The sequence below is a fragment of the Litorimonas taeanensis genome (assembly GCF_003634015.1).
GTDB classification, from domain to species: domain Bacteria; phylum Pseudomonadota; class Alphaproteobacteria; order Caulobacterales; family Maricaulaceae; genus Litorimonas; species Litorimonas taeanensis.
The window spans coordinates 573,042-598,376 of the sequence record NZ_RBII01000002.1 but is presented as its reverse complement, the minus strand read 5'-3'; the positions used below and the strand labels follow the sequence as shown (position 1 = coordinate 598,376).

General features: G+C 47.6%; 30 protein-coding genes. 13 read left to right on the top strand and 17 right to left on the bottom strand.

What is annotated here, in order from left to right:
- The first annotated feature begins 269 nt into the window (after positions 1-269).
- The 4 genes from DES40_RS10790 (at position 270) to DES40_RS10775 (ending at position 3,081) form a co-directional block, all read left to right on the top strand.
- Entirely contained in the window at positions 270-911 is a 642-nt protein-coding gene (locus tag DES40_RS10790) for an alpha-ketoglutarate-dependent dioxygenase AlkB family protein (RefSeq protein ID WP_121101972.1), read from the top strand.
- A 69-nt stretch (positions 912-980) separates the two neighbouring features.
- Complete coding sequence (locus tag DES40_RS10785) at positions 981-1,229, top strand: CBU_0592 family membrane protein (protein ID WP_121101969.1); 249 nt, start codon at positions 981-983, stop codon at positions 1,227-1,229.
- Positions 1,230-1,246: 17 nt separating this feature from the next.
- Positions 1,247-2,515, top strand: coding sequence for an NADH:flavin oxidoreductase/NADH oxidase family protein (locus DES40_RS10780; RefSeq protein ID WP_121101966.1), 1,269 nt, complete (start codon positions 1,247-1,249; stop codon positions 2,513-2,515).
- Positions 2,516-2,586: 71 nt separating this feature from the next.
- A complete protein-coding gene (locus DES40_RS10775) occupies positions 2,587-3,081 on the top strand; it encodes a pyridoxamine 5'-phosphate oxidase family protein (RefSeq protein WP_121101963.1) in 495 nt (164 codons plus the stop codon).
- Between the two features lie 87 nt (positions 3,082-3,168).
- Here DES40_RS10775 and DES40_RS10770 read toward each other — a convergent pair whose 3' ends face one another.
- Both DES40_RS10770 and DES40_RS10765 read right to left on the bottom strand, forming a co-directional pair.
- Positions 3,169-4,587: a Glu/Leu/Phe/Val family dehydrogenase gene (locus DES40_RS10770; RefSeq protein WP_121101961.1), complete on the bottom strand. Its 1,419-nt coding sequence runs from the start codon at positions 4,585-4,587 to the stop codon at positions 3,169-3,171.
- 216 nt (positions 4,588-4,803) lie between these two features.
- Positions 4,804-6,027, bottom strand: coding sequence for an argininosuccinate synthase (locus tag DES40_RS10765; RefSeq protein WP_121101958.1), 1,224 nt, complete (start codon positions 6,025-6,027; stop codon positions 4,804-4,806).
- A 117-nt stretch (positions 6,028-6,144) separates the two neighbouring features.
- On the opposite strand from DES40_RS10765, the gene DES40_RS10760 reads away from it, so the two are divergent.
- Positions 6,145-7,770, top strand: a complete 1,626-nt coding sequence (locus DES40_RS10760; RefSeq protein WP_121101955.1) for a mechanosensitive ion channel family protein — start codon at positions 6,145-6,147, stop codon at positions 7,768-7,770.
- Positions 7,771-8,652, top strand: coding sequence for a tRNA 2-thiocytidine(32) synthetase TtcA (ttcA, locus tag DES40_RS10755; protein WP_121101952.1), 882 nt, complete (start codon positions 7,771-7,773; stop codon positions 8,650-8,652).
- A gap of 22 nt (positions 8,653-8,674) precedes the next feature.
- Here ttcA and DES40_RS10750 read toward each other — a convergent pair whose 3' ends face one another.
- The 4 genes from DES40_RS10750 to DES40_RS10735 form a co-directional block, all read right to left on the bottom strand.
- Positions 8,675-10,453 (bottom strand): DUF2207 domain-containing protein, encoded by a 1,779-nt coding sequence (locus DES40_RS10750; RefSeq protein ID WP_121101949.1) that lies wholly within the window; start codon positions 10,451-10,453, stop codon positions 8,675-8,677.
- Positions 10,454-10,463: 10 nt separating this feature from the next.
- The gene (locus DES40_RS10745; protein ID WP_407656792.1) at positions 10,464-11,009 is read right to left on the bottom strand and encodes a LemA family protein; all 546 of its coding nucleotides are present in this window, start codon (positions 11,007-11,009) and stop codon (positions 10,464-10,466) included.
- A gap of 85 nt (positions 11,010-11,094) precedes the next feature.
- Complete coding sequence (locus DES40_RS10740) at positions 11,095-11,886, bottom strand: sterol desaturase family protein (protein ID WP_121101943.1); 792 nt, start codon at positions 11,884-11,886, stop codon at positions 11,095-11,097.
- Between the two features lie 19 nt (positions 11,887-11,905).
- Positions 11,906-12,205, bottom strand: coding sequence for a hypothetical protein (locus DES40_RS10735; protein WP_147405899.1), 300 nt, complete (start codon positions 12,203-12,205; stop codon positions 11,906-11,908).
- 119 nt (positions 12,206-12,324) lie between these two features.
- Between DES40_RS10735 and DES40_RS10730 the strand changes: the two genes are divergently transcribed.
- Entirely contained in the window at positions 12,325-13,131 is an 807-nt protein-coding gene (locus DES40_RS10730; RefSeq protein WP_121101938.1) for an SDR family NAD(P)-dependent oxidoreductase, read from the top strand.
- Entirely contained in the window at positions 13,124-13,816 is a 693-nt protein-coding gene (gene pyrF, locus DES40_RS10725) for an orotidine-5'-phosphate decarboxylase (protein WP_121101935.1), read from the top strand. The genes DES40_RS10730 and pyrF overlap by 8 nt, the downstream gene beginning before the upstream one ends.
- A gap of 117 nt (positions 13,817-13,933) precedes the next feature.
- Here the strand turns inward: pyrF and DES40_RS10720 are convergent, their stop codons facing one another.
- The 3 genes from DES40_RS10720 to DES40_RS10710 all read right to left on the bottom strand — a co-directional run bounded on the left by DES40_RS10720 (position 13,934) and on the right by DES40_RS10710 (position 15,657).
- A complete protein-coding gene (locus tag DES40_RS10720; RefSeq protein ID WP_121101932.1) occupies positions 13,934-14,533 on the bottom strand; it encodes a hypothetical protein in 600 nt (199 codons plus the stop codon).
- Positions 14,534-14,672: 139 nt separating this feature from the next.
- Positions 14,673-15,341 carry a hypothetical protein gene (locus tag DES40_RS10715; protein ID WP_121101929.1) on the bottom strand — a complete coding sequence of 223 codons (669 nt, stop codon included), beginning with the start codon at positions 15,339-15,341 and terminating at the stop codon, positions 14,673-14,675.
- Positions 15,342-15,441: 100 nt separating this feature from the next.
- The gene (locus tag DES40_RS10710; protein ID WP_121101926.1) at positions 15,442-15,657 is read right to left on the bottom strand and encodes a DUF1674 domain-containing protein; all 216 of its coding nucleotides are present in this window, start codon (positions 15,655-15,657) and stop codon (positions 15,442-15,444) included.
- Positions 15,658-15,902: 245 nt separating this feature from the next.
- On the opposite strand from DES40_RS10710, the gene dapB reads away from it, so the two are divergent.
- Positions 15,903-16,724: a 4-hydroxy-tetrahydrodipicolinate reductase gene (dapB, locus tag DES40_RS10705; RefSeq protein WP_121101923.1), complete on the top strand. Its 822-nt coding sequence runs from the start codon at positions 15,903-15,905 to the stop codon at positions 16,722-16,724.
- A gap of 9 nt (positions 16,725-16,733) precedes the next feature.
- Here dapB and DES40_RS10700 read toward each other — a convergent pair whose 3' ends face one another.
- Positions 16,734-17,225 (bottom strand): hypothetical protein, encoded by a 492-nt coding sequence (locus tag DES40_RS10700; protein ID WP_233345578.1) that lies wholly within the window; start codon positions 17,223-17,225, stop codon positions 16,734-16,736.
- 134 nt (positions 17,226-17,359) lie between these two features.
- On the opposite strand from DES40_RS10700, the gene DES40_RS10695 reads away from it, so the two are divergent.
- Both DES40_RS10695 and nth read left to right on the top strand, forming a co-directional pair.
- Positions 17,360-17,911: an NADPH-dependent FMN reductase gene (locus DES40_RS10695; RefSeq protein ID WP_121101917.1), complete on the top strand. Its 552-nt coding sequence runs from the start codon at positions 17,360-17,362 to the stop codon at positions 17,909-17,911.
- A 3-nt stretch (positions 17,912-17,914) separates the two neighbouring features.
- On the top strand, positions 17,915-18,631 hold the full coding sequence (nth, locus tag DES40_RS10690; protein WP_233345577.1) for an endonuclease III: 717 nt from the start codon (positions 17,915-17,917) through the stop codon (positions 18,629-18,631).
- Between the two features lie 61 nt (positions 18,632-18,692).
- Here nth and DES40_RS10685 read toward each other — a convergent pair whose 3' ends face one another.
- The 5 genes from DES40_RS10685 to DES40_RS10665 form a co-directional block, all read right to left on the bottom strand.
- Positions 18,693-19,034, bottom strand: coding sequence for a DUF6481 family protein (locus DES40_RS10685; protein ID WP_121101914.1), 342 nt, complete (start codon positions 19,032-19,034; stop codon positions 18,693-18,695).
- 145 nt (positions 19,035-19,179) lie between these two features.
- The gene (locus DES40_RS10680) at positions 19,180-19,362 is read right to left on the bottom strand and encodes a hypothetical protein (protein WP_121101911.1); all 183 of its coding nucleotides are present in this window, start codon (positions 19,360-19,362) and stop codon (positions 19,180-19,182) included.
- A gap of 297 nt (positions 19,363-19,659) precedes the next feature.
- Positions 19,660-20,277, bottom strand: coding sequence for a CC0125/CC1285 family lipoprotein (locus DES40_RS10675; RefSeq protein WP_121101908.1), 618 nt, complete (start codon positions 20,275-20,277; stop codon positions 19,660-19,662).
- A 114-nt stretch (positions 20,278-20,391) separates the two neighbouring features.
- Positions 20,392-20,862: a hypothetical protein gene (locus DES40_RS10670; RefSeq protein ID WP_121101905.1), complete on the bottom strand. Its 471-nt coding sequence runs from the start codon at positions 20,860-20,862 to the stop codon at positions 20,392-20,394.
- A 66-nt stretch (positions 20,863-20,928) separates the two neighbouring features.
- Positions 20,929-21,858: a LysR family transcriptional regulator gene (locus tag DES40_RS10665; protein WP_121101902.1), complete on the bottom strand. Its 930-nt coding sequence runs from the start codon at positions 21,856-21,858 to the stop codon at positions 20,929-20,931.
- A gap of 104 nt (positions 21,859-21,962) precedes the next feature.
- On the opposite strand from DES40_RS10665, the gene DES40_RS10660 reads away from it, so the two are divergent.
- Positions 21,963-22,553, top strand: a complete 591-nt coding sequence (locus tag DES40_RS10660) for an FMN-dependent NADH-azoreductase (RefSeq protein WP_121101899.1) — start codon at positions 21,963-21,965, stop codon at positions 22,551-22,553.
- Positions 22,554-22,581: 28 nt separating this feature from the next.
- Positions 22,582-23,310 carry a pirin family protein gene (locus DES40_RS10655; RefSeq protein WP_233345576.1) on the top strand — a complete coding sequence of 243 codons (729 nt, stop codon included), beginning with the start codon at positions 22,582-22,584 and terminating at the stop codon, positions 23,308-23,310.
- Between the two features lie 26 nt (positions 23,311-23,336).
- Here the strand turns inward: DES40_RS10655 and DES40_RS10650 are convergent, their stop codons facing one another.
- Positions 23,337-24,263, bottom strand: a complete 927-nt coding sequence (locus DES40_RS10650) for a TraB/GumN family protein (protein WP_121101896.1) — start codon at positions 24,261-24,263, stop codon at positions 23,337-23,339.
- Between the two features lie 227 nt (positions 24,264-24,490).
- Positions 24,491-25,315 (bottom strand): PAN/Apple domain-containing protein, encoded by an 825-nt coding sequence (locus DES40_RS10645; RefSeq protein ID WP_121101893.1) that lies wholly within the window; start codon positions 25,313-25,315, stop codon positions 24,491-24,493.
- Positions 25,316-25,335: the final 20 nt, after the last annotated feature.

The window sequence follows — 25,335 nt, the reverse complement described above, 5'->3', positions numbered from 1 at the left end:
CTCCTATTTACGCGGCCTATCCCTGACGCCGCAACGTTAATATTTTCGGCGCGTTCTTATGAGATACGAGAGTGATTTCAAAGAGAGAAATCCACGGTATCACACGGGTAAACGTGCCATCTGCCCCGATATGGGTGGCGATTCGCAAGGTGCAAGGGGGGATTGTGTTAAAGAGTCACATTTTTGTGTTGTCGTGGAGCCTAAAGTACAATTGTGATTTACCAAGCGGGAGAATTGCGGCGAATGCAAACTTCGTTTAGTTTGCGCCCATGCCTGATTTGTTACAATGCGACCTTCCACAAGGCTTTGCACATTTCCCGCTTTATTATTCACCTGATGAGCAAGCAGCCTTAATCGAGGCTGTGAAGGTCGCCGCCATTCAGGCGCCGTTTTATACGCCGACCATGCCGCGTACGGGCGCGCCGCTCTCTGTGGTGATGAGCAATTTTGGTCCGCTGGGCTGGGTGACGGATAAGAGTGGTGGCTACCGATATGAAACCGCCCACCCGAAAACGGGGAAACCTTGGCCTGCTTTGCCAAAAGCCTTGGAACGATTATGGGACGATGTCGCAGATTATCCGGCCCGCCCCGAGGCCACACTGATAAATTGGTATCGCGAAGACCGCGCCTCTAAGATGGGACTACATATTGACAATGATGAGAACGCCTTAAACGCCCCTGTGGTGTCAGTCAGTCTGGGCGACCCAGCCATGTTTCGCCTGGGTGGTAGACAGCGAGGCGGAAAAACACACGGCATTAAATTGTTCTCAGGCGATGTGGTCATATTATCGGGAGAGTCCCGACAATGCTATCATGGCGTAAGTAAAGTCTATTACGGAGAAAGCGCGCTCGTTCCAAAAGGCGGCCGTATTAATCTGACTATGCGGCGTGTGAACCCTGTTAAGAGTTAGGGTAAAAAGGTTTGCATTTTTGTCTATTCGGTTTAAGGCCCCCCTCCCTTTAAAAAGTGATGACTTATCATGACCCTTTATGATGCAATCGGTATTCTCGGTGTTTCTTTTGTTCTGCTTAGCTATGGCTTATTGCAGATTGAAAAAATTGACCCGAAGTCGATGCTCTATTCTGCGATGAACCTATGCGGCGCCGTGCTCATTCTCGTCTCATTATATTTCAGCTTTAATCTGGCTTCATTTATTATTGAAATAGCGTGGCTCTCTATCAGCGCTTATGGGCTCATCAAAGCATGGCGCTTGCGAGGCAAGGTATAAGCCATTAACGGGGATTTATGACATTTGATATTTTTTCTCCTTTAACCTTGCAAAGCGGGGCTGTTCTACCAAACCGACTGTGTAAAGCGGCGATGGAAGAAAACATGGCTGAGGCAGGCCAGATTCCAGGTGAGGCGTTATTTACGCTATATTCCGAATGGGCCAAGGGCGGCGCGGGCTTAATTCTAACAGGCAATGTGATGGTTGACCCCAAAGCCCTAACGGGCCCGGGCGGTGTTGTACTTGAACTAGGGTCTTTAGCGGACGATGATAATCGGATGCGGTTTGAGCGCTGGGCTAAATCTGGAAAGTCTGGCGGCGGAAAGCTCGTCATGCAAATTTCGCATCCGGGGCGTCAAGTTTATGCGACCATGGGGACAGAAGGGGTTTCAGCCTCTGTTACAAAAGTCACCATGGAAGGGCCAGGAGATAAAATGTTTGCGCCCTCCCGCGCTATGACTTCGGATGAAATTTTGGGCACGATAAAGCGATTTGCGGATACGGCACATATGGCCGAGCGCGCGGGGTTTGACGGCGTAGAAATTCACGCCGCACACGGGTATTTGGTTGCACAGTTCTTGTCGCCGCTCACAAACCTACGCGAGGATAAATGGGGCGGCAGTTTAGAGAACCGCGCACGGTTCTTACTTGAAATTGTTCGGGCTGTTCGGGCGCGGGTAGAGCCCGGCTTTATCGTCGGCGTGAAGTTAAATTCTGCGGACTTTCAAAAAGGCGGCTTTGATATTGGCGATGCGCGGCAGGTTGTGGATTGGCTTGGCGGCGAGGCGATTGACTTTGTTGAACTGTCAGGCGGGAATTATGAAAGCGCTGCCATGATGGGCATGGCTGCAGATGGCCGGGCCCAAAGCACTCAGGCGCGAGAGATGTTTTTCCTCGACTTTGCCAAAGACATCGCAAAGGCCGCGACAATGCCGATTATGGTAACGGGCGGCGTAACGCGGCGAGAAACGGCAGAAACGGCCTTGGCTGAAGGCGTGGATATTGTCGGCATTGCGCGGGCTTTGGCTTATAACCCGAATCTACCAAATGATTGGCGGGTTGGTAAAAACCTGCATACATCTATCGCTACCGTAATGTGGAAAAATACGGGCTTACGATCTCTCGCTAACATGGCATTGGCAAAAGAACAGCTAAGTCATGTGAGTCAAGGGCGCGGGGTTAAGACCAAGCAAAAGGCAATCTGGGCTTTGATAAAACAGCAGTTAAAACAAAAACGTCAGACAACGCGTTATAAGGCTTGGCTAGCACAAAGCAAAGACGATTAAACTAGGCTTAATGGAACCAATATCAGCGCGGCCGCGTTTTCTTTTTACACAATATGCTAAGGAGAGACGACATGGCAAAGGCCACTACATTTGACGAGAGCCCACAAGAACACTTATTAAAAGAGATTAAATCTGCACGGAGTGTAATGCTTGGCTCCACAAATATTGATGAACACATGCAGCCTATGACTCCACAGGTGGATGTCGATGAGAGCGTCATATATTTCTTTGCGGATAGGTTTTCACAATTAGGAAAGACAATTGGCGTAAATCCCGGCACGGTTGAATTATGCCATATAACAAAAGACTTTCAGGCTTCTATCAAGGGTCGTCTAACAACCCATAATGACGCCGATATAATTGATAAATTTTGGAGCCCAATTGTTGAGGCTTGGTACCCTGAGGGAAAGGCCGACCCGAAATTAATTCTCTTGAAATTTGTGCCGCAAAAGGCGGCGATTTGGACTTCGGATAAGAATGTGTTCTCGTTTCTATATGAAATTACGAAAGCTAATATATCGAATGAAACACCAGATATTGGCAATAGAAAAACAATTGAAATGTAATCCAAACGAAGCGTTATAAACACAAATTCTTGAAACGAAAAAGCCCAGCTTTTAGCTGGGCTTTATTGTTGGGTATAAACGCAATTATTACAGTCCAATGCTACGGTAATGTAGAGCGATGTCTTCGATAACACTGTAAAAGGCTGCTGTGCGGAAGTCTTCTAGTTCAGGTTTGTTTTCCAAGGCTGTTTTGATGTTTTGATAGGCTGTCCGCATAGTGTCGTCGAGACCAGCACGTACAAGAGCAAGTTCGCCTGCGCCTTCCAAATATTCTTTTTTAAAGTTATCTTTAAAATTCATACCTTGGCTTTCAAGCGCATCAATCAAAATGTGATATTTACGCTCTTCATTCCGGCGCTGTAAACGACCGAAACGGATATGGTTGACGTTTTTAACCCACTCAAAATAAGAAACAGTCACACCGCCCGCATTGGCATACATGTCTGGAATAATGAAGATGCCTCTATCTCGCAGGATTTTGTCGGCTTTGGCAGTCACGGGACCATTGGCCGCCTCAATAATAAGGCTAGCCTTAATGTTGTGGGCGTTTTCTACATTGATAACACCCTCTAATGCAGCAGGGATAAGGATGTCGCATTTACCACAAATCGCTGCGTCATTTGGCGGTTCAAAGGTTCCGCTTTCGAAATCAGCCAAAGGTCGACCTGAATTCATGTGGTCTCTTAACGCGCGAATATTAATCCCATTGGGGTTTTTAATAATGCCGCCGCGTTCGATGACGGTTGTAATAATGGCCCCGTCTTCTTCGGAGAGGAATAGAGCGGCGTGATATCCCACATTCCCAAGGCCCTGAACGATGACGGTTTTCCCATCTAGATCGCCTTTAAATCCGCCTTTTTTGACATCATCGGGGTGACGGAAATATTCACGAAGCGCATATTGCACGCCGCGGCCAGTGGCCTCGACGCGGCCTTCAATTCCGCCCAAATGGACAGGCTTTCCTGTTACACAGGCGACAGCATCAATATTATCATTATGAAGACGGCGGAATTCATCCATCATCCATGCCATTTCACGTTCACCCGTGCCCATATCTGGCGCCGGTACGTTTAATGAAGGGTGGATAAGATCGCGGCGAGAGAGTTCAAAAGTAAAGCGGCGGGTAATGCGCTCTAGCTCTTCTTCTGTCCAATCCTTAGGGTTGATGCAAAGCCCCCCTTTTGATCCGCCAAAAGGAACTTCAACAAGGGCTGTTTTATAGGTCATCAAAGCGGCGAGCGCCTCGACCTCGTCTTGGTTCACGTCCAAAGAATAGCGAATACCGCCTTTAACGGGCTCTTTGTGTTCGGAATGCACCGCGCGATAGCCCACAAAAGTATGAACTTCGTTACGAAGTTTCACACCAAAGCGAACCGTATAGGTGGCATTACAAACGCGGATTTTTTCAATGAGCTTTGGAGAGATGTCCACAAAGCTCGCTGCGCGATTGAACATCAAATCAACGCTTTGACGGAAGTTTAATTCTTTTGAGGATGAGGTCGCCATAAATCTACCTTTTGTCAGACTTTAGGGGCATTAAAAATATTCCTCTCGCTACGCCAAATGGGACGAATAAAACAGCCCTTATTTTGACAAATGGCACAAGATTTATGCGTGAGGTGTAACTTTTACGAGGGGCCTTAATCAAAGGCCATTGACGCCTTATCAAGCGTCAATGGCGAAAGTGATAAAGCGTCTAAATGAGGCGGTCTGGCCTCGGGCCTAAGTGTTTTTTCCAGCTTTTCTGTCTCTGGCTTTTAACAAGCGTAAACGCAGAGCATTGATTTTGATGAACCCGCCAGCATCGGCTTGATCATAAACATCGTCTTCTTCGAAAGTGACGTGTTCTTGAGAGTAAAGTGAGTACGGGCTGTCGCGGCCAACAATGTCGACACTGCCTTTGTAAAGCTTAAGGCGTACAGTTCCTGTCACCAATTCTTGTGAGGCGTCAATCGCCGCTTGAAGCATTTCGCGCTCTGGTGAGAACCAATAGCCATTGTAGATCAGCTCAGCATATTTTGGCATTAATTCATCTTTTAAATGCGCTGCACCTTTATCCATAGTGATTTGCTCAATGCCGCGATGCGCCATAAGCAAAATGGTTCCGCCAGGTGTTTCATAAATACCGCGTGACTTCATGCCAACGAAACGGTTTTCAAGTAGGTCAAGGCGGCCAATGCCGTTGTCGCCGCCAAGTTTATTCAAGGCCGTTAGAAGCGTGGCAGGTGACATCGCTTCACCGTCAATCGAGACTGCATCGCCTTTTTCAAAACCAATCGTGATATAGGTCGGCTTGTCAGGAGCCTCTTCGGGCGAGACTGTGCGCTGATAGACAAATTCTGGAGCTTCCTCATTCGGGTCTTCCAAAGCTTTGCCCTCGGATGATGTGTGAAGGAGGTTGGCGTCGACAGAGAACGGTGCTTCACCGCGTTTGTCTTTGGCAATTTCAATGCCGTGCTTTTCCGCATATTCTAAGAGCTTGGTCCGAGAATTCAGATCCCATTCTCTCCACGGCGCAATAACTTTGATGTCTGGGTCAAGAGCATAATAGCCCAGTTCAAAGCGAACCTGGTCATTGCCTTTACCTGTTGCGCCGTGACAAACGGCATCGGCGCCGACCATATGCGCGATTTCGATTTGGCGCTTAGAGATAAGCGGCCGCGCGATGGATGTGCCGAGCAGGTATAGCCCCTCATAAACCGCATTGGCGCGCATCATTGGAAAGACAAAATCACGCACAAATTCTTCGCGCAAGTCATCAATAAAGATTTCTTTTACGCCTTGGGCTTCTGCCTTGCGGCGGGCTGGCTCTAGCTCTTCACCTTGGCCGAGATCTGCCGTGAAGGTGACGACTTCATAGCCCTTTTCCTCTTGCAACCATTTAAGGATGATGGATGTATCAAGACCGCCAGAATAGGCGAGGACGACTTTTTTTGGCTTAGACATTATTGGCTCCGTAATTCGGGACTGCCTATAGCGCGAAACCCTTTACAAAAGCCATATTTGTTTGAAAAAAAACGAAGAGTGTCTTAGGGACTCTCAAACTTTTCGGGAACTATCTATATGGCCGCTTTGCGAACAATACTTTGTTTCATTCTCTTTTGGGCATTCACTAGCCAGACGATATGGGCGCAGGATGAAAATGCGGCGCCTCCAGTCACGCAACCATCAGTATCTGAGCCAGTGACGGCTGAAGAAGAGCCCGCTCTTCCAGAACAAAATGCGACGCAAACACAGAGTATTGATTTGGATGACCCGGCTATCAAAGCGGCGCTAGAAGCGCGGGCGGCGGCGGATAAAGCATTAGTTGAAGCTATACGCCTTCAACAAGAAGCCACCGAAGAAAACTCAGAGGCCAACCAAGACCCTATCGCGGAAAAGGACAGCGTTTTCCCGACTTCTGGCGCAGAGATAAAAGCTTTGGGCGAAAAGGTTTTGAACAAGATTTTAGGTTGGCTAAGCAGCGTGCCGTTCTTGGCTCAGATCGGCGCCATTATTACGGCGTATTTTTTAGCCCCTATCTTTGCAGGGGTGTTGAAGAAACGACTATTCCTATTTCGGAGTGAACCTGCCAAAGACGTGAAGTTGAAAGCTGTGCGTGATATTATTTACCGCGCGCGGAATTTGCTACGTCCGATATTTCTTGTTGCGCTTTTGGCCCTTTTTGCTGTGGTTTTAAAAAATATACCGATTGCGGGGCAGGATTGGCTCGTAAAATTGGTGCAGGGGCTGGCGGTTGTTTTCCTTTTATTCTCGGCCATTAAAGATTTTGCGCCCAATGACTTAACACGCAAAGTCGCGACATGGGTCTTAATCCCGCTCGCTCTATTGATGGTGTTTGGCTATTATGATGAGTTTAAAGGGCTTTTAAACAGTACAGAATTAATGGCGATGGGCGGCAAGCCTATTACATTGATGACGGTCATATTACTGCTGATTTTTGGCGTTATTTTCTTTAAACTTGGGAACTTGCTAAATGCACGGGGGCAAGACGCCATTCGGGCACAAGATAATCTTGATGTGACAACTCGAGAAGTCGCGGCAAAAATTTTTCAAATCCTTATTTTTGCCTTGGTGTTTATTTTGGTTCTGGGCGCGGCAAAAGTGCCATTATCTGGACTCGTGGTTATCTTTTCGGCTTTATCATTAGGGATTGGTTTGGGCCTCCAACCGATCGCCGCAAATTTTGTTTCAGGCCTCATCATCTTATTTGACCGCTCCGTAAAGGTCGGGGATTTCGTAATGATGGAAGGTGAAAATTTTGGCCGTGTGCGCGCTATTAATATGCGTTCTACAACGGTTGCGACCGCAGACGGAAAAGACATCATTGTACCCAATACATCTTTTACAGAAGGTGCTTATGAAAACTGGACGCATGATAATCCACTCCAGCGATATGAAGTTGATTTTGGGGTTGCATATGACACTGATCTTGATGCCCTTGTCCCAATTATCCGCGACGCTGTCTTGGAGCATCCTGATGTGCTGGGCGAGCCTGACCTGCCTAGTGTGGAGTTTCGATCCTTTGGGGATAGCGCCATAAATATGTGCGTCGAGTTTTGGTGCGAAGGTGTTGATGATGGCCCAAATAAATTTACATCAGATGTAGGCTTTATTATTTGGCGGGCTTTGAAAGCCCATAAGATTGAAATCCCGTTCCCGCAACGCGTCGTATATACAAAGAAATAAATGGTCGATATTTTACCCCTTGATGACGTTGATTATGGCGCGATAGCCCGTGATTTATTTTCACGTGCGCCAGGCACAACAAATTTCAACCGCCTTCGTAAGCGCCTAAAGCGGCAAGCTGGTGATAGTATTCGCCGATATGGCATGGTCGGGACAAATACGGGCGAGCCGCCCAAATGGCTAATTTGTCTTTCTGGCGGTAAAGACAGCCATGCCTTACTCGCAATTTTATTAGATCTAAAAGCTCATGGCGATCTGCCTGTTGACCTTTTGGCGTGTAACCTAGACCAAAAACAGCCAGGATTTCCGGCGGACACCTTACCTAACTGGTTTGAGAGTTTTGGTATGCCTTATCGCATAGAAACCCGAGACACTTATTCCATAGTGGTTGATAAAGTCGCCGAAAATAAAACCTTCTGTTCATTATGCTCTCGGCTTAGGCGCGGTATATTATATCGCGTGGCGAGAGAAGAGGGCTGTGATGCCATTGTTTTGGGACATCACCGTGAAGACGCTCTGGCGACCTTTATGATGAACCTGACAAAGGGCGGACGTCTGGCCGCTATGCCGGGTAAGCTCTTAAATGACGCTGGGGACGTAACTGTTTTGCGGCCTTTGATTGATATCGAGGAAAGCGATCTTGCCCGTTATACAGCCGCTCTGAACTGCCCGATAATTCCGTGTAATTTGTGCGGGTCTCAGGATGGTCTTCAGCGGCAATTAATGGGGCAGAGGCTCAGAGAGTGGGAAGCAAAAGCCCCCGGAACGAAATCAAGTATGATGCGAGCGCTGTCTCATGTTCGGCCGTCACATTTGCTCGATACCGATATTTTCGATTTTCAAGCTTTAACGCCGCAAGGCGATGATGCAGATGTGCCTTAAGCCATATTCTGAGAGCGAAAACCTACCAGCCGCCGCTACCGCCGCCGCCGCCGCCGCCGCCAGAAAACCCGCCGCCTCCACTCCCTGATGAAAAACCACCTGAGCTTGAGGACTGGCTGACGGGCGCCGCTGCGGCGACGCCTGCAGTCATAGCTGTGGCCAGGGCTTCACTCATCTTAAAGGGGTTGCCGCCTTTACCATCAATCAAAGAACCATGGGCATATCGTGGTCGATACTCCTTGGCTTCAAGTGGTAATGTCTTCTCAAATTGTTTCGTCCACGGTTTTTCTACGCCAAGAGCTACGGCATAGGGCAAGAAGCGCTCATAAAGCTCGACTGTCATCAAAGGAGGTCTATCTCCAATAGGGTTCGCCGTATTAATACGCTTCTCTTCGGCGGTATTTAAATAGAGTTTGAACCCGTCAATTTCTGAGTTGATTTGAGCGCCCTTTTTCGTAGGAGCCCGTAAAAGGATAAAAAACAGAATATTTAACGCAGCAATGAGTAAAATAAATCCACCAACCATAGCGCCAGATAATGAGACGGGCAGGCTGAGCACTACAAAGACCATGACGACGCTTAGGATGATCCCCAATAGTCCCCAGCCAGCATTAGACCGGTGATAATCATGGCTATATTTTTTTCTAAGATAGGATTTAAACCGTATAACGCGTTTGTAGAATCTTGCATCTGTTTTGCGGTCGAGAACAATCTTCTCAGGATGTTTCTTGGGAAAGAAGACTTTCATGAATTGAGTTTCGTCCGACAAGAGTTGCGCTTGCGGTATATTTTCGGGGGCCGAAATGATGGTTGTTTTCTTTTTCTCGGCTTTGATGTCGAGGACATCTCTCAGGCTTAATCCCATCATCAAGGCGGTCATGGCATCCATTTTGCGAAAACCTTTGAAATGGATGAAATGTACGGCAGCCGGAGAGTAGCCTTTGGGTGGGGCGTAACGCGGGAAGACGGGCGGCTTGACTGGGTCACGCCCCACACGGTTCCACATCATGATATAATATAAGAATAACCCCACACCCCCAAGGCCCAAGACCACTTTGCCGCCATTACGAATCCACTCTAATTCGCGTTTTCGTTCGGCGCTCATCGGGGCGATAATATTAGGCTTGATGGCCGCAGAGACCGTCAGACCTTCGCGCGGGAGAAGGCCTTGAGTTGTGGAAAATGAAACCACATTGCCCTGTATCTGTTGTGTGTAATTTTTACGGTTTTCACCATAGCGACCGATATAAGCGGCCGCGTCAATAATATTTGCCCCTTCGGGAAAGATAATTGTCGCAGAGGCTTTCTCAACAGGGAAAAGAACGTAACTGCCTGTTGCATTCCAATATAGCTCGTCTCGATCTGGGCCGCTTTCATCATCTCGGTGACGCCGTATTTGTTCTGGTACGCGGTATTTAATTTCATAGCTATGCGGCCCAACGGGCAATATATAATCTGCGCGGCCAATGCGCCATGTCACGGCGTTGCCATTTTCGATAACGGTATAGTTCTCTGCCTTCCCGTTTCTTTTTATAGAGAGAAGTTGATAGTCATTTTCGAGCTTTACATCCAGAAAACTATAGTAGCGTGGGAGCTCTCTAAAAATACCGCGTTTAATTTGGTCGTTCTCAGCGATTAAATTAATCGTTTCCGTTACAGTGATTGCGCCGCTTTTCTCGACCTCTATTTGAATATCATAAGATGTGTAACGCTCTTCGGCGGCTGTATTTGTGACGGCGAACAAAAGTATAGCCATACATAATAGGCTGCGAAGTAAAGAAAAAACCGTGAATTGTACCATAATCCGCCCCCTATATATCAACGGTGGGTACGGCGTAATCTTCTTCGGCAATATTAAAATAATCAGCCTGCTTAAATCCAAAAGGGGCGGCGACTAAATTGCTCGGCACAGATTCGACTTTCGTATTATATTGGCGCACAGCGCCGTTGTAAAAACGCCGCGCCATTTCAATTTTATCTTCTGTTTCGCTCAACTCATTTTGTAAGTCGAGAAAGTTCTGAGAGGCTTTCAAATCGGGGTAGTCTTCGGCAACAGCCAAGAGGCGCGTAACAGGTTGGGCCAAAGCACCTTCGGCAGCGCCTCTTGCCTTTGGGTTATCGCCTGCGGATAGGGCCGCATTGCGCTTTTCAGTGACATCAATGAAAAGCTGTCTTTCATGTTGAGCATAGGCCTTAACCGTGTCCACAATATTGGGGATAAGGTCAGCCCGGCGTTTTAGCTGTACAGCGATGTCGGCCCAGCCATTACTGACCATTTGTCGGGCTTGAACCAATTGGTTGAAAACCAACGCTACCCCGACCAGAAGCGCTATGAAAATCGCAAGAATAGTCCAAATCAGCATAACGCCCCCTTTGTGAAGAATAGGCTAGTCCCTGATGCGTTGTCTCTCAAGTGATAATAAAATTAACGCGAAAATATAGTCATTTATATTTACGAAAGGGGAGCCACAGACTCCAGCCCAGATATTGTGGGTCATTGGTTTGAGCGTCGCTTAAACCCAGCGCCATCCCTTGTTGACCCGCTTGGGGCGCGGCTTGATAGGTTTTAAACAGGCGGTCCCAAATCGATAAGTTAAATCCATAGTTCTTTTGGCTCTCCTGCCAGATTACAGAATGATGGACGCGGTGCATGTCGGGGGTCACTATGATTTTACGCAGAGGGCTATCTATCCCTCGCGGTAGGGCCAAATTTGCATGGTTAAAAATTGCCATCGCATTGAGTGTGATTTCAAAGATAACCACGGCTATTACAGGAGGGCCCAAGAGGCAGACGACGCCGCATTTATAAATCATCGATAGAAAGATTTCGATGGGATGAAAGCGAACGCCTGAACTTGCGTCCAGATCACGGTCTGCATGATGAACCTTATGGAGTCGCCATAAAATCGGAATTTTGTGAGACAAGACATGCTGCCACCAAATAGCGAAATCCAACACAATAAAGGCGATGGTAAGTTCTAGCCAGAGGGGGGCGTCTATTATATTGAGAAGCCCCCACCCTTTAAGCGATGCCCAAGCTGCGATGCCAACAGCAATAAGCGGTCCGAGTAATTGTAGGCTGAGGCTCCCTATGACGACAAAGCCGACATTCGTAATCCAGCGTCGAAAGCGGTTTTGAAGACGGGGGCGTTTAGGCCACAATGCTTCTGCGGCAGAAAACAGGATTAAGGCGCCCAGAAAAATGCCTATTCTTATGAGGTCAATTTTATCCAAAACAGGGGCTCAAAAAGCGCTAGCACCCTTTCTTCAGATAAGCTGCACGGATAGATCGGGTTTCGTCATCGCGCTTTTCGACTAAGTCAGCATCTTGAGTGCGTAGACCTTGGCGGTCCCCAGACAATCCGGCTTGTGGGTCGGGCCCTACGCGATTGGCTGCGAAAGGGTCTGTCGGTGCGCGGCTTTCGGAAAGCATGCGCAATTGCTTACAGTCATATGACATATAGGCTTCGGGGTCTGCTTGCGTCGCGCAGGCCGTGAGCAAAAGAGCGGGCGCAGCCATCATAAAGAGATAGGTATTCATTCGGTTTCGCATCGCGCTCTCCAAGTTGATTTTCGTAAATATAGAGGTGAACCTTGAAAGTCACAGGATATAAGCTAACAGCTAATGCAAATATTAATACTCACAATCTTGTCACCTTTTGAGTCTGGCTTATGACGACGAAACCTCTGATATTAATTACTGGCGCGTCTGCGGGGCTTGGAGCGGCTTTGGCAAATGAATATGCCTCTCAGGGGTGGGATTTAATCTTATGTGCACGCCGCAGAGATAGGATGGAGACGCTGGCCACGCATTTGGAAAAAGATTACGGCACCAAAAGTCACATATTTGAGGCTGACTTATTCAAACCCAATGCCGTTGAAACGCTTCTTAATGAGATTAACGCAGCAGGCCTTCAAGTCGATGGCTTGATTAATAATGCAGGCTATGGACATCCTGGTACTTACCTTGAGAGCGAGTGGGAAGACCATGCGAAATTCATTCACCTAATGGCGACAGTGCCATGTGAATTGGCCCGAAAGCTAGCCCCCATGATGGCGGAAAGAGGGTTTGGCCGAATTATGAATATTGCCTCACTTGCGGGGCATATGCCGGGCTCGAAAGGGCATACGCTTTATGCAGCCGTAAAATCATTCCTGATAAAGTTTTCAGAAAGCTTGAATATGGAATTGGACGGCACAGGTGTCCATGTGTCGGCTATTTGCCCCGGTTTTACTATGACGGAATTCCATGACGTCAATAATACGCGAGAAGCCATGAACCGTTTGCCAGACTATATGATGATGGATGCGGATTATTGCTCCGAACTGGCTTATGAAGCCTTGGAGCGCAATCGCGCCGTATATATTACGGGCCGCGTGAACAATTTTATTGCTTTGCTTGGGCGGCTATTACCGCTCTCTGTTACACAAAAACTTATGGCTAAAAATTCAAATAAATTTCGGAATGTAAATGACTAAAATATCTGATCCGCGCCTTTATGTGGCTCTTGATTTGCCCAGCGTGGCAGAGGCTGAAGCTCTTGTGGAAACATTGGGGGATGCCGTTGATAGTTATAAAATAGGTCTACAGCTTCTGCCGATTGGCGGGGTTGAGTTTGGACAGCGGTTAAAGGCGCAAGGAAAAAATGTCTTTTATGATTTTAAGCTCCATGACATTGGCGCAACGGTTGAAAAAGCCACGCGGTCAATTGCTGGGTTAGGGGCTGATTTATTGACCGTTCATGCACGTCCCGATGTGATGCACAGCGCCGTTACGGGGCGCGGAGAGAGCGGGTTAAAGCTTTTGGGTGTGACGGTATTAACGTCTCTGGATAAATCCGCTCTAGAAGCTATTGGGTATGCCGGTACGGCTGAGGATTTAGTGATGCGCCGCGTGGCGCAGGCCATTGAGGCTGGAATGGATGGCGTCGTCTCCAGCCCGCTTGAGGCGGCCGCTATTCGCGCCGTTGTGCCGAGCGATTTTTTGATTGTCACACCAGGTGTTCGCATGGCTGGCGGTGATGCGGGAGATCAGAAACGGATAGCCACGCCATATGACGCCCTCAATAATGGGGCTTCACATTTGGTTGTTGGTCGTCCTATTTCAACGGCGGCCCAACCGCGCCAAGCGGCGCTAGATGTAATCGCTAATATGCGAGGGTAATACCTGTTAAAATTACCATAAAAAAACCTCCCATAATTGAGAGGTTTTCAGAAATCTAGTTTTGAATGTCTTGCCTCAGGCGGCTTTAAATTTCACCGCTATAAGCGCGAAGATATTTTATCCGCAAGACCCGACAGCATGGTTATGATGTGAGCTTTGCGAGCCACCGTAACGCGAACTGCCATAGCGTGAAGATTGATGATACCTTGATGCATAAGCCGCCCCAGCACAGCCCCGATTAAATTGGCTGAAATGTCCATATTGACCATATTGGCTATAGGCATTGAAATGATGATATGTTGGCACAGCGACGGGCACTGGATAGCGAATATAAACGATCGGGCGCACAATACGATAATAGGTCATTTGAGGCGCCTGTTTATAGGTCATAGTTTTTACAACGTTGTAACACCCAAGAACTTTACCGCCATTCGGGTTGTAAACATTAACTGGGCAAACTGTTGGCCGAAGGCTCTCATTTGCACCGAGACCAGGAATCGTTGTGGGTGAACCTGCAAAGCCATAATAACGCGTTGCGTTATTGGAATAATGGGATGTCGCCTGATAATTGGACGTTTGTGTCGCCGTCCAAGGTGGGGCTGATTTTACAACTGTATTTGCTGTGGTACAAAAATTTCCGCCGCAACTGGCTTGCGCTGATGCTGTAATCGTAAGCCCCGCTACAGATATAAGGGCCGTTTTAAGAATACGAGACATTGGCCGCTCCTTCTCAGTGAATTTAATAAGAAGGGACAAGCAATCATCATGCCAACTACGCGGAACGGTTGTTTTTTACTATAAAAACACCAAAAAAAGCGATGAAGAGGGGCCCCTTCATCGCAAAGCTTTAATAAAACTATCGGCCGCCGCAATAAGGCAGAGCCGGCATAGGGGCTGGCACGGGCGTAGGCACAGGAACTGGCACGTGAACAATAGGCCGTACGACGCGGTAATATGTCTGCGGCTGTGCAACAGGCTGCGGGGCAGGGCGGCGGCAGATCACTTGTGTCGCCATCATGCCATCAATTGTTCTGGGGCCGGAGACTTTTTCCCAATAGCCACTCGTGCTTGTACCAGAATAGGATGTGCCTGAGTTCATCATAGGCTGCGGGGTGTAGCTTTGAGGAGGCGCTGGGCGGTAAAGGGGGGCGGGCGCCGCGGGCGCATGCATAATTGGGGCTGGCGCGTGAACGGTTGTATTCACATCTTGGCGGCAATAACGCGTCGATGTGGGGTGGCAGCCTTCTGTAAAACCTGTCGGCCCATCTGATAGCTCGACATTAGGGCCTAGACCATGAACCCGCATGATAGAGACGTGTGGGGCCCGCTGAAAATTAATGGATTTCAAATGACCCATGGGCTGAGGCGTTGCGACGGTCATGGAATCAAATCGCGGTGCATTTCCGGGAATATACTGCATTCCCAACACGCAATCTGGGCCGGCACATCCGCCTGCACTTGCTGCGCTTGTTAAACTTAGAATTCCCAACGCGCTGACGGCGCTGACGATATATTTGATAGGCATATGCCTCTCCCAATGTTTCACCCAGTCTACTTCATTTATGAGCGGGAGGGTCTGTGCCCTTCTCACCCACAGCTAGGCGCGGATGAAGCGGGCCTGACTTTTAAAAGTCATAGGCAATGCCGCCGCGTTCCCAATCGCCATAGCGCGTGGGTTCCTCGCCTTTTGGGCCGGATTTCTCTGATGGACGGGCCGTGTTTTCGGCGTCACGCGCTTTGCGGCGCAGTTCAGCTTCGGCAAGCGCCCGCTTAGCAGCGGGGCTTAACACTTTCTTTTCGGTAGGTTGCAAAAGATTATCTTTGGGCTGTGTTTCTGACATACCCAAAAGATAGCGCAATCTGCCGTCCCGTCAAACCGATAAGACCGATCCAACCTGTGGCAAGCTGATACACAAAGAGCGATAAAATTTAATTAAACAGCGCTTTGCCACTTGTTAAGTATGTTTTCCAAGAGCCCGTTAAGAAAGGGCCTTGAAGCCTTCTAAATACGCCGTAATTAGCGCGCTATAACCACTTTTTACGACAAAGCGCTTTCCCAAAGGGCTGCTCTTCGTTATGCGGATTTATGGCTGAAAAAATAAAATTCGCGATATTGGGTGCAGATGGCCGAATGGGCCAAGCGATTATAAAGGCGGCAACGTCTATAGACGGTGTATCCATAAACACCGCCCTTACGCATTCGCAAAGTCCACATTTAGGAAAAGATGCTTTGGCGCTAGCTGGCGTTATGTCTGGCGCTGGACAGTCCATTGTAAATTTGACCGATGATTTATCACAGGCAGGCCAAAGCGATGTCGTTATTGATTTCTCTGCGCCCCAAGCGACACTGGATTTAGTCGATGCAATAAAAGGCTCCGCCGTTAAAGCTGTAATCTCTGGAACAACGGGGTTTAATGCCGCCCAGCAAAAAAGTTTGGACGGGGCGATATCTGATTTGGTGTTCTTACAATCAGGCAATTTTTCTATGGGCGTGAATATGCTTGAGGCCCTTGTTGAATTAGCGACGTCCAAACTGCGGCAAGGCTGGGATATAGAAGTATTGGAAATGCACCATAAGCGCAAAGTCGACGCGCCGTCGGGGACAGCGCTTATGCTGGGCGAAGCGGCAGCCGCGGGGCGTGATGTCAAATTGGGCGATGTACAAGTTTTATCCAGAGAGGGGCAAACAGGTGCGCGGCAAGAAGGCGATATTGGTTTTGCGACGTTACGCGGCGGCGGCGTTATTGGCGATCATTCTGTGATTATTGCTTCAGAGCTTGAAAAGATAACGCTGTCTCATTCCGCGTTTGATCGTTCTGTTTTTGCAGATGGCGCCGTTAACGCGGCGCTCTGGGCTGTGAAACAAAGCCCCGGCCATTATAATATGAAAGATGTTTTGGGGCTTTAGCGCGGTACCCTAAATTTTGTCTTCTTTTTCGATTTCTTTCTCGAGCTCTTGGGCAAATGTGCCCGGCGCACGCCGATAAAAGCGCCTCGCCCCTAAATAGGCAATGAGAGCCCAACTGGCGATCATCATAAAAAATATAGAAAAACCCCATACCAAATAACCTGGCTCAAAAACTCGCGAACGCCCTGTGACTTGATAAAGTTGTTCTAATAAGAACTGGATAATGAGCATAGCGACGGGGGTTAACAGCAAAATTGCCGCCAGTGTAAGGGCCACATAGAGTGGGCCGCGTGGGTTATGGAACCGCCGAAATGCCGCGATATAGCCCGCTTCGCTCAGTCCGGCAGGAACTGTGTTATTCTCTTTCCGATAGCGATAATCGGCCGAGGCATCACGGGCGACGCTCCGATATCCCAAAAAAGCCCTGAGGCCATAAAAGCCGATTATCAGGGTTGGGATAAGAAAAAACCAATAAGGTGAAAGTCCGTATATCGTTGGCATAAACTTCATATGGGCGAGGACGCTCTGCCGCGCAAGATGTTCTCGTGCGGCGCTGCCTTGAAATTATTCCCTATCCTGTTATCGCAGGATTTCGTAATGGCAGAATATATAGCTGCCCTATAGGAAGTGAGCCAATGACGACCCCAAAAATTGGATTTATCTGCGCGTCTTTACGCAAGGACTCGATTAATAAGTGTTTAGAAAACGCGCTCCGTCAACGGTTTAAAGCGGCAGGGGTTTCTACATCAATTATTGATTTGGCAGAATATGAACTGCCTTTGTTTCACGGTGATATCGAATTGCCGGCAACGGTGAAAAACCTTGTCATGACCCTGCTAGAATTTGATGGGCTCGTGATTGTGAGTCCTGAATATAATGGAGGCTTACCACCTTTACTTAAGAACACGATTGATTGGACTTCAACATTTGGAACCCAACATTTCACTCAACCCGTTTATGGTATTGCGTCTTGTACCCCGGGCGCAATGAGCGGGATAATGTGTATGCGCCAGATTAACTATATTTTGATGCGTCTTGGCGCCGAGGTCCTGCCTGTGCAAGTCGGTGTGGGGAATGCGGCTGTGGCGTTTGATGAAGACGGGCATTTAGTCGAGGGCCGCTCATTGGACTTGGCGGATAAAATGATTGCCGCGATGATAAAACGTATTGAGCAAAAATCGGCTTAACCCGTGGCGGAGTCGTCAAAAGGAAGTGTAAAGCATACGCCCCCGAAAGAGCGGCTGTATAAAAATCTTCCGCGACCAAAATTAAATCGTCATCAAATTGGTCAAATTTATGCCCATTTAAAGACTTTAAATCCCGATCCAAAAACTGAACTGAATTATTCAAACCCTTACACTTTGGTTGTCGCTGTCGCCTTGTCGGCGCAGTCAACGGATGTTGGCGTTAATAAAGCCACCAAAGATCTTTTTGCCAAGGCAGACACGCCTGAAAAAATGGTCGCACTGGGGGAAGACGTAGTTCGTAATCATATAAACACAATTGGGTTATATCGGAACAAAGCCAAGAATGTGATAAAGCTCTCACAAATGTTGATTGATGATTTTAACTCGGTCGTTCCCCAAGACAGAGACGCGCTTGTTAAACTCCCGGGCGTAGGCCGCAAAACGGCGAATGTCGTGATGAATGAAGCCTTTGGTCAACCCACCATGGCCGTCGATACTCATATTTTCCGCGTGGCCAACCGAACGGGTATGGCCCCGGGTAAAGATCCCTATATCGTGGAGTTAAACCTCTTACGCGTGACACCTGATGAATATGCTTTAGGGGCGCATCATTGGCTCATTTTACACGGCCGATATACCTGCGTGGCACGAAAGCCGAAATGTTATAATTGCGCTATTGCGCAAATATGTGCCTATCGACCAAAGACAGAAGCGCCCTAAAAACTTCAACGTATAAAAAAACCCGCCAGAGGCGGGCTTATTTATGAAGATAAAAGAGCGCCTAGCGGCGATTTTTCCGCGCGGCATATTTGGCATCGCGGCGCGCTTTTTGAGCGCGTTTTAATTCTTCTTGTGCTTTAATTGCGGCTTCTTTTGCAATCTTAGCTTTACGTTCTTTTTCTGCTTTTTCTTCAGCAATTAAGGCTTCTTTTGCTTTGCGTTCAGCTTCTTTTTTCGCTTCACGTTCTTCACGACGCTTATTGCGCTCTGCTCGCTCTTTTAAAAGACGCTCTTTTTCTTTGGGGTCAAGTTGCTTTTCTTTGGCGCGCTCTAGCATTGCCAATTTGGCTTCGCGTTGGGCCTTTAATCGGTCATTAAAATTTTGCTGTCCGGGGAAGCTCATAGGATTCAATTATCTCGCATTCAACATGTCTGGGAATTCAGAATGCGCGCTATATCGTCGGGTTTTTCTTAGAAATCAACCCTAATCACTGTAAAAATGGTAATGTCGCAAAGGCTTTCGCGCGATAGAGCGACCAAAACAACGTTTAAATTTGATTTTGATGTTTCAACCCAGTGCGGTCATTCCCGACATTCTCAGGCTGCGGCAAACATTCGGCTTCCGCCTGAGCCAGTATAATGGCGTCCCTTACGGCCTGTAGGTGCGGACATTTGCCGCCATCTTTCGCTAATAGAATAGCTAAAGTCTCAGAGCGTGTTCGTAATATCATACATCCCTCAATGTCCCCTGTGACGCCTCGGCCCTTGCGAAGCGCTTATACTTCAACAATAACGCAATTGAAAATCATTCGCAACTAATAACTTCGTAAGGGAAAGTTGGAAAGCGTAAAGTTAAGAAAAAGAGGGAAGTAGGGAAGGCGTAGCTAGAGAGTCTGTTAAGTTAGGGACGTGTTTCAATGTTGGATACATTTAGTCCATAAGAAAACCGCCAATGGGCGGTTTTCTTAATCTTATTTTTAGATCGAAAATCGAATGCGCAAAAAACCAGTTTTATTTGCGTGGATGATTTAGTTTTCTTCAGGAAACTCAATTACGTCAGATAGGTTTTGTAAAACTTCGCGGGCATTAAACGCATTATCACGATTAACGGGCTTGGGGCCTTTGCCGAATAAGACTTCTGCGGTTGCACGATACTTGGTGATTTCTCGTACATTAAAATCATCAAAGAAAGGGTCGTAAAAGGGATCGTAAAATCCGCGATAGCCAAATCCACGGCCACGATAAAATCCTCCAAAACGAGAATAGCGGTAGTTCTGACTCCAGCCATAACGCGGTCGATAGAAGCTATAATTGAAATATGGATCGTAAAGACCAAAGCGAGATGACGGTGAGACATTTACACGTTTGTTGGCTTCGACTTCACGTTCGGCAAGAGTGAAATAATCAAATCCGCGTTCAACAGCCATCTCTGCCGCGCGGTATAAGAGCGAATTTTCAACGGTCTCACGTTTTGTCAGGGAATTTCCACCAAAAGTAATACGCGCGCGGTCGTTTTCAATCATGGTTTGTGAAAACCCATCAAATCCCCCCGGCTTAGAAGCGGGTTGATAGGGAGTAGATGTGGCGCAAGCCGTCAGAATGGCGGCCGTAGCGCCGCATATTAAGAGGTTTCTAAGAGATGTCATGTCGGGGGCTCCTTACTCATTAACGTCTGTAGCGTTATACATTTATAGCGCACCGTCCCTGAACGCTTACTGAAACATAGTTATAATCATATCCATGCACAACTAAACTAACGGTTATTGACGACTTTGTGTTCCGCTGTGAGATAAATAAATTGAAATGGCGGCCCACAGACAGAGCAAACTCGACAGCGTGAATGCTGTCCATCCCGCATATATTGGTAAGGGTGTGTGCTTGATAATTAACACGGACAAAACCACCCATGGCATGCCAAGGCATAAGACCCAAAGGGCCTGTTTTAAAACCAATCCTGATTTCCAGCCAAGAAAAGCCAGACGGGCAATTATTATGGCGGGCCCCACCGCAAACACGCCTAAGAATATAGAAAAGATGAAAGCCGAACTTAATCCTGCTAAATGCGTGTCATTGGCTGCAAACCCCAGAAAGAACCGAAGCGCTGTAAAGGCACTGAGGATTGCTGCCAAGATTGCTAAACCGCAAGCCAGTAAATCGGCCAACCGACCTTTGGCAGGCGTGGCAGCGGTTTTATGCGGCGGTGCAATTGGACTAAGGGGTTCTGTTTCCATTAGAAAACCATCGAAAATAATGCTGTTAAAAGCAAAGGACTGTCGGCGAAATAAGCTTACTATGCATTAGTTCTTTTGTTTCGACAAATGTATATGCATCTCCCATGGGGGAATGTCCTTGAAGCGTTCAACAAGAAAATCAACCCAAGTTCTGACGCGCAATGATAGGTGCCGGGTGGGTGGATATATAGCATAAGCGGAAATAGAGGCGAAATTATGGTCTTTGAGAATGACCTTAAGCGATCCGTCTTGCAACGCATCACAGACGATAAAGCTGGGATGAAGTATAATACCAAGACCGGCTATAGCCGCGTTTTTCAAAAAATCACCATTGTTGGAACGTAGGGCTGAAGGGATAGTCACTTCACCGCGTTTCCCTTGGTTGTCTGTATAATGCCAGGATTGCTTAGACCGATTTGCATAGCTGAGTTTCTTCATATGTTTTAAGTCTTGGGCAGTTTTAGGGTGGCCATGTTTTTCGAGATAGGCGGGGGCGGCGCAGGCCAACATAGTGATGGGGGCCAGTTTGCGAGCGATGAGCCCGGAATCCGTCAACTCGCCTATCCGTATCGCAACATCGACACCTTCAGAGATAAGATCTATTTTTCGGTCATTATAATCAATATCAAAAACAATATCTGGATGTAGGGCCAGAAAATCAATAATGGCGGGGCCCAGATATTTAACGCCAAAGGTTAATGGGGCCGCCATGCGGATACGGCCCGATAGGGCGGTGGTTTGGGACATGCTTACCGTTTCAGCTTCATTCCAGTCAGCGAGCAATCCTATGGCGCGTTCAAACAGTGCTTGGCCAGCTTCGGTCAAAGAAAGCGAACGCGTTGTACGCATTATTAATTGCGTACCAAGGCGCGTTTCTAAATCAGAGAGCCGACGACTGACTGCGGATTTGGTCACGCCCAATTGTTTCGCGGCATGGGTAAAAGAGCCCGCCTCAATGGTGCGTACAAAGGCTTCAATCTCTTCATAACGGTTCATTGTTGCACAATGCGCAACAATCAGTTGTTTATCAACCCTCTAATCTGGCGTGACGAAACACTCTAAGTTTAATGCTCAACTCAACTGACGGTATGGAGACACACATGAAAGATATAAATACAATACTACGCTTGGACGTTAGCCCGCGTAAAACGGATTCAATTTCCAGACGGTTAACCCAAAAGGCAATTGATAGTATGTCAGCTAAAGGGCCAGTAAAGATTATCAATCGCGACCTGTCAGAGGGTCTGAACTTTGTGAATGAAGGCTGGATTGGCGCGAACTTTACGCCAGCTGAAGCTCGCGACGAAGCGCAACATCAGGCGTTGATTGAATCTGATACTTTGGTTTCAGAGCTCGAACAGGCGGACACGCTCTTGATTGGCACACCTATATATAACTTTTCTATCCCTGCTTCTCTCAAGTCTTGGATTGATATGGTGGCCCGCGTGGGAAAGACTTTTGCCTATACAGAAACGGGTCCACAAGGTTTATTGAAAAATAAGCGTGCTATTGTGCTCGTGGCCTCTGGCGGCACGCAGCTCGGTAGCGAAATAGATTTTGCGACGCCATATTTGCGGCATGCTCTAGGTTTTATTGGCATAAGCGATGTGACTTTCATAGCAGCAGATGCTTTGGCACAGCAAGCCGAAGCCAAAATCCAATTGGCGTTTGAGGCGATTGAAAGCCTATAACCACAAAGACAGTGAGACGGAGGGCCAAATGACCCAAACAGTTAATATGGCAAGTGATTTAACTCTTCGTCCCGCAGAGGCCAGAGGCGTGGCCGATCATGGCTGGCTGAAATCCGCGCATAGTTTTTCTTTTGCCAATTATTATGACGCCAAACATATGCATTATGGCCCACTACGCGTCATTAATGATGATTGGATTGATGCCGGTGGCGGCTTTCCCATGCACCCGCATGATAATTACGAAATATTTTCCTATGTCGTAGAAGGACAATTAGAGCACAAAGATTCTATGGGAAATGGATCTGTGGTGAGTGCAGGCGGCGTCCAATATATGAGCGCCGGAACGGGCGTGCGTCATTCCGAATTTAACCCCAGTGAAACCTCGCCCGTAAGGCTGCTACAAATTTGGCTATTGCCAAATATACAGGATGAGGCCCCGCGATATAATGCTGTGGAAATCTCAGCCCAAGACAAAGATGGGACGCTAGCTTTGTTTCTATCTTCGGATGGGCGTGGAGACTCTCTGCATATTAAGGCTGATAGTGATATTTATGCCGCCACATTGGTACAGGGCCAAACCATAGAAACAAAGCTTGGTCATGACCGCATAGCTTGGGTGCAAATGGTAAAAGGGCATGTCACAGTAAATGGACAAACTTTACGACACGGAGACGGCCTAGCCATTGGGAGAGGCGGTCAAATTGTGTTTGAAAATGGAAGAGATGCCGAATTCATATATTTCGATATGGCAAAATAATTCATATCGCACAGTAGCGGCAATAGTTAGGGTGAGGGCGGAGTTATTATTTTTACGTTATAGCCTTTTTGTAATAGCTGTTCAGGTAATCCGTCTTCACCGATTAAATGCCCTGCGCCGACAGCTACAAAATCCACGCCAGCTCCTTGCATTTCATTGACTAAAATATCTAGCCACGCCTGATTACGCTTCTTAATCATGATGTTGTAAACTTCAGGGGATTCCGCTTTCATCTCGTCCAAGATTTCAGATTGTAGAAACTCTAAATCTCCGGTTGCCCATGCTTTGGCCATACTATCAATCATGGATTGACCTTCATTGATATCATCAAGGGTCGCATCGAGCATGGCGATTTGTTCAGCCTCAGGAATATCAGCCAGAAACTGTAATTGTTGTAGCCCCGTTTCAAATGATCTTACGGGCTTATTTGTGACGATCTGCTGAAGAACTGATTCAACGCCAAGTTCAGGATCGTAACCAGATTTTGACATTTGAATGAGGGGGATAGCCATGCTCGCCATCCAAGGCCGCATCGGGTCGAGACTGTTTTCTGGCATGCCCAATTCGCGCATAACATTTGACAGCTTAGCATAGGTGGCGTCAGGCAAAACTGAAGAGAGAGGGCGGTCTGGGCTTAGCCCAAGTGCCATTGTCTGCTGTTTAAAGGCTGGGTCGCGGCCCGTATCCGCAGGGACTTCATACCAAATTTCATCGGCTCGGGTGAGGGCGGCCATTAAGATTGGGCTTTGCCATTTTATATTTTGGGGCAGGATATGAAAGGTCGGATAAAGTATGACCTCGCTATCTTCATCCGTCACAGACCATATAACAGGCTGTGGCGCTGTGATTTCGGGGTCATCAACGGGCTGGGAGATAGGGGTCGATTCCTGACATGTCGAAAGCAGGAGCATGCTGACAGAGAGGAAACCAATTGAGAGTTTATGACCTGCCATAAAACTGCCTTTATAAAATCAGATGCAAGGAAAGGCTTAGGCCGCTTCCTTAATGGGTCAAGTTATAAAAGCTTAAGGCGGGGCAAGATAGGGAGAGCGCATAAATAAACCCCGCCTTTTTTCAAAGGCGGGGCGCTCTCCCCTCGTCTATGCGAGACTTTGTACTAATTTTACTAAATCAGAACTTTGGCTCTGCCAAGATAAAAATTAAATGGAAAACTTATCGGTTAATTTCGGCAAACCTTTGTAATGGATGGATTTGACAAACCTTGTTTCTTAAAAAAGGCAATCATCTCTGCATCACAGCGGTTAGTGGGACTAATGGATTGCTCATAGGTTTCAAATTCAACGCCATTATCAGAGTCACTGGCTTTTATTTGGAAAGCCAACTGGGCGTTATATTGGCTGTTTTGTGAAGCATGGGGCGGAACGACACCGAGGGAATATGGGGCATTTGACTTATAACTGCCTGTCCAATTACCAAGCGCGCCCGATTCCTTTTCATATGTCCCGGTAAAGGACTTACCTTTTTCAGAAAAGACTAAAGTCACATCTCCTTTAGGCACAATGCCGCGTTGAGAATCCATGCGACCCCATTTGCCGACGAATTTATAACCAGCCTTGTGGCGCTCCAATGTCCCTTTCAATGTTTTGTCGGGCGTTTGATAGTACCCGCCCAGCCAATATATAAGTCCTTCTGATGAGTCCCAAGCCGTCGTTAAATCCGGCATGACCTGGGCTTTCTCATAATAGTCATAAGGATGGTTCTTATAATCTGTTTTCAGCTTGACTGACTCTGTATTCTGATCAGAGAGGTCACAGCTTTGATCGGCTTTATTGTAATCAAATGACGTACAGACAAAATCTGTCCGACTGTTACAGGCCGTTTGACAATCTAAAACCGAGCCTTTTATCTTGGCTTTGTTATGACCAGATATCGCGGCATTGGGGGTTTTATTATAGCTCTGTGCCTGTGCCGTTGCCCCAAACCCCATAATGATAGTGGCTAGCGGTAAAGCCATGCATTTCAGTGTTCTTTTTAGTAAAATCATATGTCCCTCATATAGCTCTG